We start from the raw sequence: 13,315 nt of genomic DNA, 5'->3' as shown, positions 1-13,315 counted from the left end.
GACGCCCGCGCCGAACTCTATCGCCAAGTCCAGCGCATCGTCCGCGAGGATGCCCCCTGGGCCTTCGTCGCCAACTGGAAGCAGAACGCCGTCACGACCGAGCGCGTGCAGGGCTTCGAACTCCAGCCCTCCTTCCTGCTCAACCTCGCCCACGTCTCCAAGGCTGCCCAATGACGGAGAGCTGAGCGATGCTGTCCTACGCGCTCCGCCGTCTGGCGATGATCGTCCCCGTCCTGCTCGGTATCTCCGTGATCGTCTTCCTGATCATGGCGATGATCCCCGGCGACCCGGCACTCGCCATCCTGGGGAGCTTCGCGACGCCCGAGAACACGGCGCAACTGCGCCAGGACCTCGGCCTCGACCGTCCGCTGGTCGAGCAATACGCCGTCTGGCTCGGCAACCTGCTCCAGGGTGATTTCGGGCGCTCCTACAGCCTCAATCGGCCCGTGCTGGATGAGGTGATCGAGCGCCTCGGCCCGACGCTGCTGCTGGCGGGAGCCTCGCTGATCCTGTGCACGATCCTGGGGCTGGCGGCAGGCGTCGTCTCCGCGGTGCGCCAGTACGGCTGGCAGGACAAGGCGCTGACACTGGCCGTCCTCGTAGGATTGTCCACTCCGTCGTTCTGGCTGGGCTTGATCCTTGTCCTGATCTTCTCGGTCGGGCTGCGCTGGTTCCCGGTCAGCGGCATGTACGCGATCTACGGCGGCGGCGGGTTGACCGATCTGCTGCACCATCTGGCGCTGCCTGCCGTCACCCTCGCCGTGGTGGCAACCGGCGTCATCGCTCGCCTGACCCGTTCGACCATGCTGGAAGTATTGCGGCAGGACTTCGTGCGCACGGCCAGAGCCAAGGGCCTGACCGAGAGGACGGTGATCCTCCGCCACGCGCTCCGCAACGCTCTCGTCAACATCGTGCCGATCATCGGCATCCAGACCGGTTTCGTACTCGGCGGGGCCGTTTATATCGAGACGGTCTTCCAGTGGCCGGGCATCGGCAGGATGCTGGTCACCGCGATCTCGACCCGCGACATCCTGCTGGTCCAGGGCGGCGTGCTGGTGGTCGCGGCCTGCTACGTCCTGATCAATCTGGCGGCGGACCTGATCCAGCACATGCTGGACCCGAGGATCGGCACATGACGGCGACCACCACCACTCTTCCCGCTGCCCGGCCCGGCACCTGGGCGCGCTTCGGCCGCAACCAGCTCGCCGTCGCCGGCGGCTTGATCCTGGCGGCCGTGGCATTGCTGGCGCTCGCCGCTCCGCTGCTACCCCTGCCCGATCCGAACGCCACCGACTTGGGCAACCGGCTGGCTCCCATGTTCAGCGCCGGACACCTGCTGGGGGCCGATCAGCTCGGCCGCGACCTGCTTTCGCGCATCGTCTGGGGAACCCGCGTCAGCCTTGCCGTCGGCTTGGTCGCCGCGATCACTGCGGCGGTCATCGGCTCGACCATCGGCATCGTCGCCGGCTTCTGCGGCCGATGGATCGACGGCGTGCTGATGCGGGCGATCGACATGCTGATGGCGTTTCCCTACCTGCTGCTGGCGCTCGCCATCGTCGCCGCCCTGGGTCCGGGACTACTCAACGCCCTGTTCGCGATCTCCATCGTCAACATCCCGTTCTTCGCCCGCGCCGTGCGCGGAGTCACCGTCGGGTTGAAGCGGCGCGACTACGTCGCCGCCGCGCGCCTCAGCGGCCAGGGCAGCCTGACGATCCTGACCGGCGAAATCCTGCCGAACCTGCTGCCGGTCATCGTCATCACCTTCTCCACCACGCTCGGCTGGATGATCCTGGAAACTGCCGGCCTGAGCTTCCTCGGCCTCGGCGCCCAGCCGCCCCAGGCCGATCTCGGCTCCATGCTGGGCGAAGGCCGCAGCCTCCTGCTGGTGGCCCCGCACATCGCACTGGTCCCCGGCATGGTGATCCTGCTGGTCGTGATCGGCATCAACCTCGTCGGCGACGGCATCCGCGACCTCGTCGATCCCCGCTTGGCGTCCGGCGGGCTTGTCCGCCCCGGCCCCGCGACCGCCGTCGCCCCCGACGCCATCCGGCAGCAGACCGGCGAACCCGCAGTCCCGGACGCGATCCTCAGCGTCCGCAACCTCCGGACCCACTTCCTCCTCGACGAGGAGCGCTACAAGGCGGTGGACGACGTCAGCTTCGACCTTCGTCCCGGCGAGTGCCTGGGCATCGTCGGCGAGTCCGGCTCCGGCAAATCGGTGACCGCCCTGTCGCTGCTCGGCCTCGTGCCCACTCCTCCCGGCGTCATCGTCGGCGGCAGCATCCTTTACCGGGATCAGGAACTCCTGGGCCTGCCGCTGCCCAAGCTTCAGGAGCTGCGCGGCAACCGCATCGCCTTCATCTTCCAGGACCCGCTCGGCACCCTCAACCCGCTGATGACCGTGGGCGAGCAGATCGCCGAGACCATTACCCGTCACCAGGGCGTCACCCATGCGGAAGCCCTGACCCGCGCCATCGGCCTGATGGACCGCGTCCGCATCCCCGATGCGCGCGAGCGCGCTTCCGCCTATCCGCACGAACTCTCCGGCGGTCAGCGCCAGCGCATCGGCATCGCCATGGCGCTTGCCAACGATCCCGACATCATCATCGCCGACGAACCGACGACGGCGCTCGACGTGACGATCCAGGCGGAAGTGCTCAAGCTGCTTCAGGACCTCCGCCGCGAGCGCGACACGGCGCTGCTGTTCATCACCCACGACTTCGGCGTGGTATCGGAACTGTGCGACCGCGTCATGGTCATGTATGCCGGCCGCATCGTGGAGACCGGCCGCACCGAAGAAGTACTGCGCGACCCCCGTCATCCCTATACCCGCCGCCTGATGGCCTGCGTCCCCGTCCTGGGCCAGCCGGAACGCGCCCTCGACGCCATCCCCGGTCTCCCGCCCGCCGTCAACCGGCTGCCGCCGGGCTGCCATTTCGCCGACCGCTGCGACCGGGTGATCGACCGGTGCCGGATCGGCTCGATCCCGCTCGAGGATCTCGGCCCCGGCCGCTCGTCCCGCTGCATCAGGGCTTTCGAACCATGACCGACGCGCTGCTGGAAGCCGCCGACCTGCACAAGAGCTTCGGCGGAGGCGGCTGGTTCACCAAGCGCCAGCCGGTCCAAGCCGTCCGGGGCGTCAGCATCGCCGTGCGTCCCGGTGAAACGCTCGGTATCGTCGGCGAGTCCGGCTCCGGCAAATCGACCCTCGCCCGCATGCTGGTCGGCCTGGAAACGCCCGACAGCGGCACGATCCGGATGGAGGGCCATGCGGTAGCGAAGCGGCGCTCCCTCGACTTCCACCGGCAGGTCCAGTTCGTCTTTCAGGACGCCTCAAGCGCGCTCAACCCGCGCAAGACCATCCGCCGCATCCTCGAAGACCCGCTGAACCACCTCCTCGGCCTGACGAGGAGCCGCCGGCGCGAGCGCGTCGAGGAGCTGATGGCGCTGGTCCATCTCCGCCCCGAGTTCCTCGACCGCTACCCCCACGAGTTTTCCGGCGGGCAGGCCCAGCGGATCGGCATCGCCCGCGCGCTGGCGGCCAAGCCGCGCCTGATCGTACTCGATGAACCCGTCTCGGCCCTGGACGTCTCGATCCAGGCGCAGATCCTGCTGCTGCTGAAAAAGCTCCAGCAGGAATTCGGCCTCGCCTACGTCTTCATCAGCCACGATCTGGCCGTTGTCGAGACCCTGTGCGATACCGTCGCCGTGATGCGGAACGGCGAGATCGTCGAGCAGGCCTCCCGCGCCACCCTGTTCAGCCAGCCCCGGCACCCGTATACGAAGACATTGCTGGCGAGCGTGCCGGGCGGATGGGCCGGCTCCTCACTCCCCTGACGGCGGCATCCGGAAGGTGAAGCGCGTTTCCTCTATCGACGAGTCGACGGTCAGCGAACCGCCATGGGCATGCGCGATCTCGGATGCGATATACAGCCCAAGGCCCAATCCCTCCTGACCGGCGCGGGCAGACGCACGGGAGAACGGCTGGAACAGGTTGCCCAGGATGCTTGCCGGGATCGGGGCACCGCTGTTGGCCACGGAAATTTCGAGACCGTCCGCGCCGCTCACCGCCTCGACCCGCACGGCTCCGCCGGGATCGCCATGGGTGAATGCGTTCGCGAGCAGGTTGGACAGCAACTGCGCGATGCGTCCGCTGTCGCAGGCCACGGGTTTGTTCAAGGCGATACGGCTCTGAACGATGCGGTCAGGCCAGACCGCCCGCATCTCGGCAACCGTCTGCTCCAGCATCGCCTCCAGATCCGGATCGACCGTTCTGGTCACCGAAAGGCCGCCGCCCAGGCGGCCGCGCGCGAAGTCGAGCACGTTGTCGATCAGCCCGGCCATCCGGGACGCGCTTTTCTCGATGAGATCCACGATCCGCACCGCCTTCTGGCTGAGCGGAGTCTTCCGCAGCAGCTTGGCGCCAGCGTCTATCGAGGCCAGCGGGTTGCGCAGATCGTGCCCGAGCACTGCGATGAACTGCTCCCGCAGTTGAGCCGTCTCCCGCTCGTCGAGCAGGGCCTTTTCGCTGGCCCTCAGTCGCTCCTGAACGTCCAGGTGAAAGCCGATCAGATCGGCGAACAGCTTGAACATGCCGACCGTCTCCGGCGTATTGAGGCGGGCCGGCCTCGGGTCGATCGCGCACAGGGTCCCGAAGAACCGCCTGTCCGGCCGGTAGATCGGCATCGAGATATAGCTTTGGAAACCGTACATCCGTGGAGTCGGATGGCCGCAATAGGCCTCGTCCTCCGCCACGTGGTCAATGACGATGGGCTGGCCGCTGTCGCGAATTTCGTCGCAGATGGTCGTATCGACCTGGAGTTCGCCGCCGGGCCGGAGGCCGAACGAGATCTCGTCCCGGACCGCGCAGGCGATCCATCGGTCCTCCGTTACCCGCGCCACCGCCGCGAATCCCAGCCCCGTGGTATGGCAGACGACTTCAAGCATTGTCGGCACGGCGTCGATATTGACAATGGCCGCCAAGTCGTCAGCAAGGTCATCCTTCAACGCCGGCTCCCCGCCAACAGCAACGCGACCGAGCGAATGCCGTCGGCAAAAGGTAAAACTAGCGCGGGCGAGGCCGTCGATGCAAGACTAGGAAGCCAACTATACCAACATGTTACCGGGCATATGACTTGCTTCGTGGCTATATGATATTCTAGGTATCTGTCGGCGGACGCCGGCGCTTGAAGTGCGGCTTGGCCGCTACTTCGACGCCCGGCCCTGCACGTAGGTTTCCCTGACCGCCCGGTCGTCGCCCAGCGTCATCAGGACGAACAACTCTTCATCAAGGTCGCCCTCGATCGTCTCCATCCGGTGCGCCATCGCAGGCGTCGCCTTTGCATCCAGCACTACCAGATCGGCGAAACAGCCCGGCTCGATCGTCCCGATGCTCCCGCCCATCCCCAGCGCCAGCGCATTGCCGCGCGTCATCATGTGGAAGGCCGACAGCGCCGGCAGGTTCTGCCCGCCCAGTTGCAGCACCTTGTAGCCTTCGGCGGCGGTCCGCAGCATGGAATAGCTGGTGCCGCCGCCGACATCGGTCGCCAGCGACACCCGCACCGGATCGGTCCCGCCGCTCAGCCGCTTCAGGTCGAACAGCCCGCTGCCGATGAACAGGTTGGACGTTGGGCAGAACACCGCGACCGACTTGCTCTCCGACAGCCGCCTGACCTCGTCGTCCTCCAGATGGATGCAATGGCCGAACAGCGACCGCTCGCCCAGCAATCCGTAGCGGTCATAGACATCCGTGTAGTGGCGCGCGTCGGGGAAGAGCTGCCGCACCGTCTCGATCTCGCGCAGGTTCTCCGACAGGTGCGTCTGCATGTAGACGCCGGGGTTTTCCCGGTTCAGCGCGCCCGCCGCCTCCAGCTGCTCCTCGGTCGAGGTGATGGCGAAGCGCGGCGTCACGGCGTAGCGCTGCCGCCCCTTGCCGTGCCAGCGCCCGATCAGCGCCCGGCTCTCGTCGTATCCGCCTTGCGCCGTATCGCGAAGCCCCGGCGGGGCGTTGCGGTCCATCATGACCTTGCCCGCGATCATCCCAGTGCCGCGCCGCTCCGATTCCGCGAAGAAGGCCTCGACCGATCCGGGGTGGACCGTGGCATAGACGACGGCCGTCGTCGTGCCGTTCCGCAGCAGCTCGTCCATGAAGAAGACGGCGTTGCGCTCGGCGTGGCCGGCATCGGCGAAGCGCTGTTCCTCGACGAAGGTGTACTTGTTCAGCCATTCCAGCAATTGCGCGCCATAGGACGCGATCTCCTGCGTCTGCGGGAAGTGGATATGGGTGTCGATGAAACCGGGAGCGATCAGGCCGTCGGGATGATGGTCCACCGGCGTCCCCGGCGGCAGGCCGGCCAGCAGTTCGGACGCCTCGCCTACCGCCTCGATGCGGCCGTCCCGCACCACGACGATGCCGTCCTCGATATAGCTGTAGCTGCTCCGGTCGCCTGGTCCCGCCGGTTCCGAAACGAAGCTCAGCAGCCGTCCCCGGATCGCCTTCACATCCGATCCAACCATATCCCGCATCCCTCTTATCCCCTGCTCACTTCTTTCCAGTTCACTTGGCCCTGTTCATTTGGCGACCCCGGCGGTCCAGGCCGCCAGCACCCGCCGCTCTTCCGGCGTGATCATGGTGATGTTGCCCGGCGGCATCGCGTTGGAGAACACCGCCTGCATCCTGATTTCCCCGGCATGGCGCGTAATTTCCTCCGGCGTTTCCAGCCGGACGCCCTTGGGGGCGGTCGCCAGCCCCTCCCAACCCGGAGTTTCGGCATGGCACATGCTGCACCGGGAAATCACGACCTCCTCCACCTGGGCGAAATCGACCGGCTCCGCCGCATGGGCGGTGCTGGCGACTGCATCCGCGTTGGGACCCAGCGCGCTCAGCCAGATGATGCCGGCGACGCCGGCCACGGCGACGCCCCAGGTCCACCACGGCGTCGGCTTGCCGGCATGGCGGCTGTTGAAGAAGTGCCGGATGGTGGCGCCGACCACCAGCACCAATGCTACGATCGCCGGAATATGTCCGGTGCCGAACGCCAGCGGATAGTGGTTGCTGATCATCAGGAACAGCACCGGCAGAGTCAGGTAGTTGTTGTGCAGCGACCGCTGCTTGGCTTCCTTGCCCAGAGCCGGGTCCGGTTCCTTGCCGGCCAGCAGGTCGGCGACGACCTTCTTCTGGTTCGGGATGATGATCATCGCGACGTTGGCCGCCATCATCGTCCCGATCAGCGCACCGACCTGAAGCATCGCGCCGCGTCCGCTGAACACTTCCGAGAAGCTCCAGGCCGCCAGCACCAGCATCGCCAGTCCCGCCACAGCCAGCCCCGTGTCGTTCCTGCCCACGGGCGACTTGCACAGCCTGTCGTAGACGACCCAGCCCAGCACCAGCGACACGACGCTGATCGCCACCGCCTGCCACTGGCTCAACTCCATCACGCCCTGGTCGATCATGAACAGATCGGCGCCCCGGTAGTACAGGACGACCAGCAGGAAGAAGCCGCTGATCCAGGTCGCATAGGCCTCCCATTTGAACCAGGTCAGTTCATCGGGCATTTCGGCGGGGGCCACGTTATACTTGACCATGTGGTAGAAGCCGCCGCCATGGATCTGCCACGCCTCGCCGCTGGTTCCCTTGGGCAGCCGCTCGCGCTTCTTCAGGCTGGCGTCGAGATGGACGAAATAGAAGGACGATCCGATCCAGGCTATCGCCGTGATGACATGGAGCCACCGCAGCATGAAATTGACCCACTCCCAAACGATGGTTTCCATCTCGTCCTCTCCACTGTTCACTGTGGCTCGCGCCGTATCGGGGGCTTGGATACCCAGGCGATGCCGTGTTGACTGAATTGGTAGACATGTCCGTGCCGACCGGGAAGCGGGGGCGTTCGGCAGGACCTTCAAATAAACCGGTAAGATCGGGTAACCCGGCGAAGAACCGGGCGCAAGCTCCGGAGCCGGACAACCCCCGCCGGACGATGACTGGGCGGCACAGGGAAGGGTAACGGATTTGTCACTGCTCGAAAACATGCGAACCTTCGTCCGCGTCGTCGAAATGGGAAATCTCTCGGCGGCGGGGCGCAGTCTTCGCATGTCCCCGGCGGTGGTCAGCCATAGAATTCAGCAGTTGGAGCAACATTTGGGCGTCCGTCTGCTCAACCGGACGACGCGCCAGCTTCAGCCGACCGAGCACGGCCATATCTTCTACCGCGACAGCCTGGAAGTACTGGACGCGGTGGAGCGCGCCCAGACCAATCTCGCATCGGCCAGCGGCGTCCCGTCGGGCAGCCTGCGCGTCACGGCCCCGCTGGGATTCGGCCGCCGCGTCCTGGGACCGATGATCCCGAAGTTCCGCGAAGCCTTCCCCATGGTCGATGTCCGCCTGCGATTGTCGGACCACCTGATCGACCTGCTGCACGAGGCGGTAGACGTCGCGATCCGCATGGCCGTGCTGCGCGACAGCACCTTCGTCGTGCGCAAGATCGCCGACTGCCCCCGCGTCCTCTGCGCCACGCCATCCTACCTGGAAGCCGCCGGCGAGCCGGAGCAGCCGGAAGACCTTCAGGCCCATAACTGCCTGCTGCTGCGCTTCCCCGGCTCCCAGCAATACCAGTGGACACTGACCACGCCGGACGGTCCCGCCAAGATCTCCGTCACCGGCAGCTTCGACGCCGACTACGGCGACGTGCTGACCGACTGGCTGCTGGCCGGCCACGGCATCGCGATGAAACCGGTATGGGAGATAGCGGATCACCTGAAGAGCGGCGCGCTGAAGATCGTCCTGCCGGCCTACCCGCCCGAACCGGCAGTCCTTGCGGTCCTCTATCCGCACCGCAACCTGCTGCCCGCCAAGGCCCGCGCCTTCGCCGACTTCGTCGTCACGGAAACCCGAGCCACCCTCAGCGAAGCCCTCGCCTATGACCCACGCTGAAGCGCTTCGACCAGAAGTGCTCCGGCCCGGTCCACTTCTTCCGCGGTGGTGAACCGTCCCAGCCCGATCCGGACGCTGCCGAAGGCATCCTCCGCCGACCGGCCCATCGCGAGCAGCACGTGCGACGGCCCGCCCTCCCCGCTGCTGCATGCGGAGCCCGTCGAGAGCGCCAGTTCAGGCAAGTCGAGCAGCCGGTCCGCCGCATCCAGCCCAGGCATTGCGACATGCAGGCATCCCGCCAGCCCCATGCCCTCGGCTGAAGGACTGTTCCGCCTCAAGCCCGGCACGCCGGCGGCCAAAACAGTGAACAGCCGTTCCCGCAAGTCCCGAAGCCGCGCCGCATCGGCAGCCCCGCGCTCGCGCGCGATCCGGCACGCAGCGCCCAGCCCGACGCACAGCGCCGTCGGCAAGGTCCCCGGCCGCCGGCCGCCCTGCTGGCCGCCGCCGAACAGCAGCGGCCGCACGGCCACGCCCTGCCTCACAAACAGCGCGCCGATTCCCATCGGTCCGTACAGCTTGTGCCCGGACAGGCTGGCCAGATCGATACCCATCGCCGCAACATCGACCGTGACGGTGGAAAGCGCCTGGACCGCGTCGGTGTGGAACAGTCCGCCCCGCTCGCGGCAGCGCCCCGCCAGTTCGCCGACCGGCTGGAACGTCCCGACCTCGTTGTTCGCCGCCATCACGGAAACCAGCGCCGGCCCGTCGATCCGCACCGCATCCGGATCGACCCTGCCCGTTCCATCGACCGGCAACACCTTCGTCGCATGCCCGCGCCGCGCCAGTTCTCCGACGCAGGCCAGCACGCTGGGATGCTCGACGGCGGAGCACAGGACGGGCCATCTCTCCGGCACGCCGCCCAGCAGCGCCAGCGCATTGGCTTCGGTAGCGCCCGACGTGAACAGGATTTCCCCCGGTCTCGCGCCGATCAGGGCAGCGACGTCACCGCGCGCCCGTTCGATCGCCTCGGCAGCCCGCCAGCCCCGCCGATGCCCGGCGGCGTGCGGATTGCCGGCGCCCGCTGCCGTCATCCACGGCAGCATTTCCTCCAGCACCGCGGGATCGAGCGGCGTGGACGCCATGTGGTCGAGATATATCGGCTCGTCCGCAGCGCCGCCGCTCACCGGCACCTTACTCCTCGTCGGCCTCGACCCTACGGCCCGTCTCCGGCGAACCGCCCCGGAACCCGACCGCCACCACATAGGTTTCCGCCGAGTCCGCCCGGCTTGCCGGCGGCTTGGCATGCTTGACCGAGGCGAAGTCCTTCTTCAGCCGGTCCAGCAGCTCGCGTTCGGTACCGCCCTGGAACACCTTGGCGATGAACGCCCCGCCGGGGGACAGCACCTGCGCCGCGAAGTCGTAGGCCAGCTCCGCCAGTCCCATGATCCGGATGTGGTCGGTCTGGGGATGCCCGGTCGCCGGCGCCGCCATGTCGCTCAGCACGATATCCGCCGGCCCGTCCAGCGCCTCGCGCAGCCGGTCCGGCGCGTCGTCGTCATTGAAGTCGCACTGGAAGGTGATGGCGCCCTCCACCGGCTCCATCTCCAGGATGTCCAGCCCGACGACCTTCCCCTTGCCCGCCTGCGGCTTGACCCGCTCGACCGCGACCTGCGTCCAGCCGCCGGGAGCGGCCCCCAGATCGACCACCCGCTTGCCCGGCGCCAGCAGCTTGAACTTGTCGTCCAGCTGGAGCAGCTTGAAGGCAGCCCGGCTGCGATAGCCGCGCTTCTGCGCCTCCACGACATAGGGATCGTTGAGCTGGCGCTGAAGCCAGAGCGTGGACGACAGCGAGCGCTTCTTGGCTGTTTTGACGCGCACGCCGAAGTTACGGCCGCTTGGGGTGTTCGGTCCGGATGATTTGCTGGTCATAATGTCTGATATAGCAATAGCTGGCCGTTTTCGCGCGGCAATTCGCCGTTCATACCCCGTTGGCGGCGATCAAATCCACCAGGATGCCTTCCCGCAACCCCCTGTCCGCGATCCGCAGCCGCGTTACCGGCCAGGTATCGCAGATCGCCTCCAGCACGGCGCAGCCCGCGACCACCAGATCGGCGCGCTCCCGCCCGATACAGGGGTATGCCGCACGCCCGGCGAAATCCAGTTCCAGCAGGCGCCGGCTGACGGCCCGCGCGTGGTCGATCTGAAGGTAGCTGCCATCGACGATGGACCGCTCGTACCGTTGCAGCCCTAAGTGAATCCCCGCCAGCGTCGTGACCGTGCCCGAGGTTCCGAGCATCTGGACCTCGCCCCGCTCCACCGCCCGCTGGATGCCGTTCCGCGCCTCGAAAGCGGCCAGTGCCGCCGAGATCTCGTCGACCATCCGGACATATGTCGCGGCCGAAACCCGGTCGCCGCCATAGGACTCGGTCAACCCGACTACGCCTTGCGGCACCGAGATCTGGTCGATCATCCGGGTCCGGCCGCCTGCCCCCAATTCCAGCCACATCAGCTCGGTCGATCCGCCGCCGATGTCGAACACCAGCGCGCCGCGCACGGCGGGGTCGAGCAGTGGAGCGCATCCCGCCAGCGCCAGCCGGGCTTCCTCGTGGGTCGAGATGATGTCCAGCGCGATGCCGGTTTCCCGCTCCACCAGATCGATGAACTCGTCGCAGTTCTCCGCCCGGCGGCAGGCCTCGGTCGCGACCGCCCGGACGGCGGTGACGCCGCGCCGCTCCAGCTTGGCGGCGCAGATTCGCAATGCCGCGACCGACCGCTCCATGGCGGCATCCGACAGCCGGCGCGACCGGCTGACGCCCTCCCCCAGCCGCACGATCCTGGAAAACGCATCGATGACCCGGAACCCGCCTCCCATCTGCGGACGCGCAACCAGCAGCCGGCAATTGTTGGTCCCGAGGTCGAGGGCGGCGAACACCGGACGCATGTACGAAGCCGGGCGCATGCCCGCTGCCGTCCCCCGCCGATCGATCCCCAATTCGATGTTCACATCGCCCTCGAAAGTCCGACCGAACAACCGAAGGGTTGTCCCGGACATGGAATGGTAACCTAAGCCACCCCAGGGATGAAAGGATGCCTTTAGCCGATGGGGCACCCGACCGATGGATGAGTGCAAAAAAATCTTCAGAAAGGGCTTTCCACTCCGGCAACCCTTTGCTATAAGGCGGCTCCCGAGCACGGAGCGGCACAAAATACGGTGCAGCGACAGCTTGATGGGGGATCGTCTAGTGGTAGGACAGCGGACTCTGACTCCGCCAGCCTAGGTTCGAATCCTAGTCCCCCAACCATCTCAGCTCAGCACTTACCCAAGCTCTTCCGAACGGTCGACTCGCGTCAAGTAAGCACGGGAGCCAGTTTTGCGCGTGCGAGTTTCCAGCAACTGAGCAGTCCGGCGACGACAACGACCGGCGCGCAGTTCGCCACATCGTCGGCATCGCCGCCTACTATCGGGCTGGCGGCAGTTCAGCACGAACCAGCAGTTTTCCGGCAACCCGCCCAACTATATCTGGAATGCGAACGTTCAGGTGGCTGCCTTCCTTCCTGCCCGTATTTGCGACAGCTATGTCGATGGCGCCGGTGCATCGGAAGCCTCGGTCGCTTCGCTGGTGCCCTTGAAAGGCCAGCGCGGCACGCGGGAGGTCGCCGAAGCCTCGGTTCCTGACTGGTCTGTCCGGCACCCATACTATCGGGCAAAAGCCCAGAGCAACTACATAATATAGTACTGGCTTTATAATAAATAATATTGAAATAATAAACTATTTAAGTTTATCAGCAGATTTTATCGCACTCTCGATGATGAATCTTAAAATATAAGAATTTAGTTCTATTCCTCTTATTTTCAGGGTTTTCTGTGAAAATTCCTGAAGATCCGGTTTCCAGCAGTTCTCAACTCATCCGCCTTCCGAATCCGGCAGTTCCATCTGGCCAGAAGACAACGGATCGGCCGGGAATACTTTAAGTTCCTGCCCGTGAAGCATGACAAGCCGTTCGTTCGCGTATTCGTCCGATCGATTGACCAGTGTCAAATCGCCGTTGGGATCATCTGCTATGACTTCCCTCAGCGATTTACCGAAATACGAATACCTGCTCAGTAACAGGAACCTGCAATGTCGAGAGCACTTGAGGGAAAAGTTGCCGTCATCACCGGTGCCAGCAGCGGAATTGGCCGAGCGATCGCGGATTGTTACCTGGCTGCGGGGGCCCGCCTCGCTGTCTTTGCCCGTGACCGGGAGGGACTGGAGGCGGTCCGTGCCGCCGCGCCGGACGATGTTCTCGCTGTTGCCGGCGATGTAGCCAGGGCGGACGACCTGGGAAGACTTGTGAAGGAAACGATCGGGCGCTTCGGCAACGTCGATATCGTCGTTCCGAATGCCGGCATGGCCAGGGCGGTATCGTTTGCGGACAGCACCGAGGAGGCAATCCACGAGCAGT

Annotated in this window: 11 protein-coding genes, 1 tRNA gene and 1 pseudogene; 7 read left to right on the top strand and 6 right to left on the bottom strand. The window is 66.0% G+C overall.

What is annotated here, in order from left to right; genetic code table 11:
- Positions 1-188: 188 nt before the first annotated feature.
- From AC5JJ6_RS18095 to AC5JJ6_RS18085, 3 genes are read left to right on the top strand one after another with little or no spacing between them, the layout of a single operon-like run.
- Entirely contained in the window at positions 189-1,136 is a 948-nt protein-coding gene (locus tag AC5JJ6_RS18095) for an ABC transporter permease (RefSeq protein ID WP_496043391.1), read from the top strand.
- Positions 1,133-3,046, top strand: coding sequence for a dipeptide/oligopeptide/nickel ABC transporter permease/ATP-binding protein (locus AC5JJ6_RS18090; RefSeq protein ID WP_496043390.1), 1,914 nt, complete (start codon positions 1,133-1,135; stop codon positions 3,044-3,046). The genes AC5JJ6_RS18095 and AC5JJ6_RS18090 overlap by 4 nt, the downstream gene beginning before the upstream one ends.
- A complete protein-coding gene (locus AC5JJ6_RS18085) occupies positions 3,043-3,837 on the top strand; it encodes an ATP-binding cassette domain-containing protein (RefSeq protein WP_496043389.1) in 795 nt (264 codons plus the stop codon). Before AC5JJ6_RS18090 ends, AC5JJ6_RS18085 begins: the two co-directional genes overlap by 4 nt.
- On the opposite strand, the gene AC5JJ6_RS18080 is transcribed toward AC5JJ6_RS18085, so the two are convergent.
- The 3 genes from AC5JJ6_RS18080 to AC5JJ6_RS18070 form a co-directional block, all read right to left on the bottom strand.
- A complete protein-coding gene (locus AC5JJ6_RS18080; protein WP_496043388.1) occupies positions 3,826-5,007 on the bottom strand; it encodes a GAF domain-containing sensor histidine kinase in 1,182 nt (393 codons plus the stop codon). The genes AC5JJ6_RS18085 and AC5JJ6_RS18080 overlap by 12 nt on opposite strands.
- A 198-nt stretch (positions 5,008-5,205) precedes the next feature.
- Complete coding sequence (gene guaD, locus AC5JJ6_RS18075; protein ID WP_496043387.1) at positions 5,206-6,516, bottom strand: guanine deaminase; 1,311 nt, start codon at positions 6,514-6,516, stop codon at positions 5,206-5,208.
- 54 nt (positions 6,517-6,570) lie between these two features.
- Positions 6,571-7,770, bottom strand: a complete 1,200-nt coding sequence (locus tag AC5JJ6_RS18070) for a urate hydroxylase PuuD (protein ID WP_496043386.1) — start codon at positions 7,768-7,770, stop codon at positions 6,571-6,573.
- 238 nt (positions 7,771-8,008) lie between these two features.
- Here AC5JJ6_RS18070 and AC5JJ6_RS18065 point away from each other — a divergent pair, with 238 nt between their 5' ends.
- On the top strand, positions 8,009-8,929 hold the full coding sequence (locus AC5JJ6_RS18065; protein WP_496043385.1) for a LysR family transcriptional regulator: 921 nt from the start codon (positions 8,009-8,011) through the stop codon (positions 8,927-8,929).
- Here the strand turns inward: AC5JJ6_RS18065 and AC5JJ6_RS18060 are convergent.
- From AC5JJ6_RS18060 to AC5JJ6_RS18050, 3 genes are read right to left on the bottom strand one after another with little or no spacing between them, the layout of a single operon-like run.
- Positions 8,914-10,053, bottom strand: coding sequence for a cysteine desulfurase family protein (locus AC5JJ6_RS18060; RefSeq protein ID WP_496043384.1), 1,140 nt, complete (start codon positions 10,051-10,053; stop codon positions 8,914-8,916). The two genes, AC5JJ6_RS18065 and AC5JJ6_RS18060, sit on opposite strands and share 16 nt — an antisense overlap.
- 7 nt (positions 10,054-10,060) lie before the next feature.
- On the bottom strand, positions 10,061-10,798 hold the full coding sequence (locus AC5JJ6_RS18055; RefSeq protein WP_496043383.1) for an RlmE family RNA methyltransferase: 738 nt from the start codon (positions 10,796-10,798) through the stop codon (positions 10,061-10,063).
- A 49-nt stretch (positions 10,799-10,847) separates the two neighbouring features.
- A complete protein-coding gene (locus AC5JJ6_RS18050; RefSeq protein ID WP_496043382.1) occupies positions 10,848-11,873 on the bottom strand; it encodes a Ppx/GppA phosphatase family protein in 1,026 nt (341 codons plus the stop codon).
- A 224-nt stretch (positions 11,874-12,097) separates the two neighbouring features.
- On the opposite strand from AC5JJ6_RS18050, the gene AC5JJ6_RS18045 reads away from it, so the two are divergent.
- From AC5JJ6_RS18045 to AC5JJ6_RS18035, 3 genes and pseudogenes are all read left to right on the top strand, one after another.
- Positions 12,098-12,171, top strand: a tRNA-Gln gene (locus AC5JJ6_RS18045).
- 174 nt (positions 12,172-12,345) lie between these two features.
- Positions 12,346-12,603, top strand: a pseudogene (locus AC5JJ6_RS18040) (DUF6920 family protein); the annotation flags it as partial.
- A gap of 387 nt (positions 12,604-12,990) precedes the next feature.
- Positions 12,991-13,315, top strand: a 325-nt coding sequence (locus AC5JJ6_RS18035; RefSeq protein WP_496043392.1) for an SDR family NAD(P)-dependent oxidoreductase, incomplete at its 3' end; no start/stop codon positions are given.

This window comes from Skermanella sp. (assembly GCF_059503625.1).
Note: the sequence above shows the minus strand (reverse complement) of the source record. Positions and strands in the feature narration are given on the sequence as shown.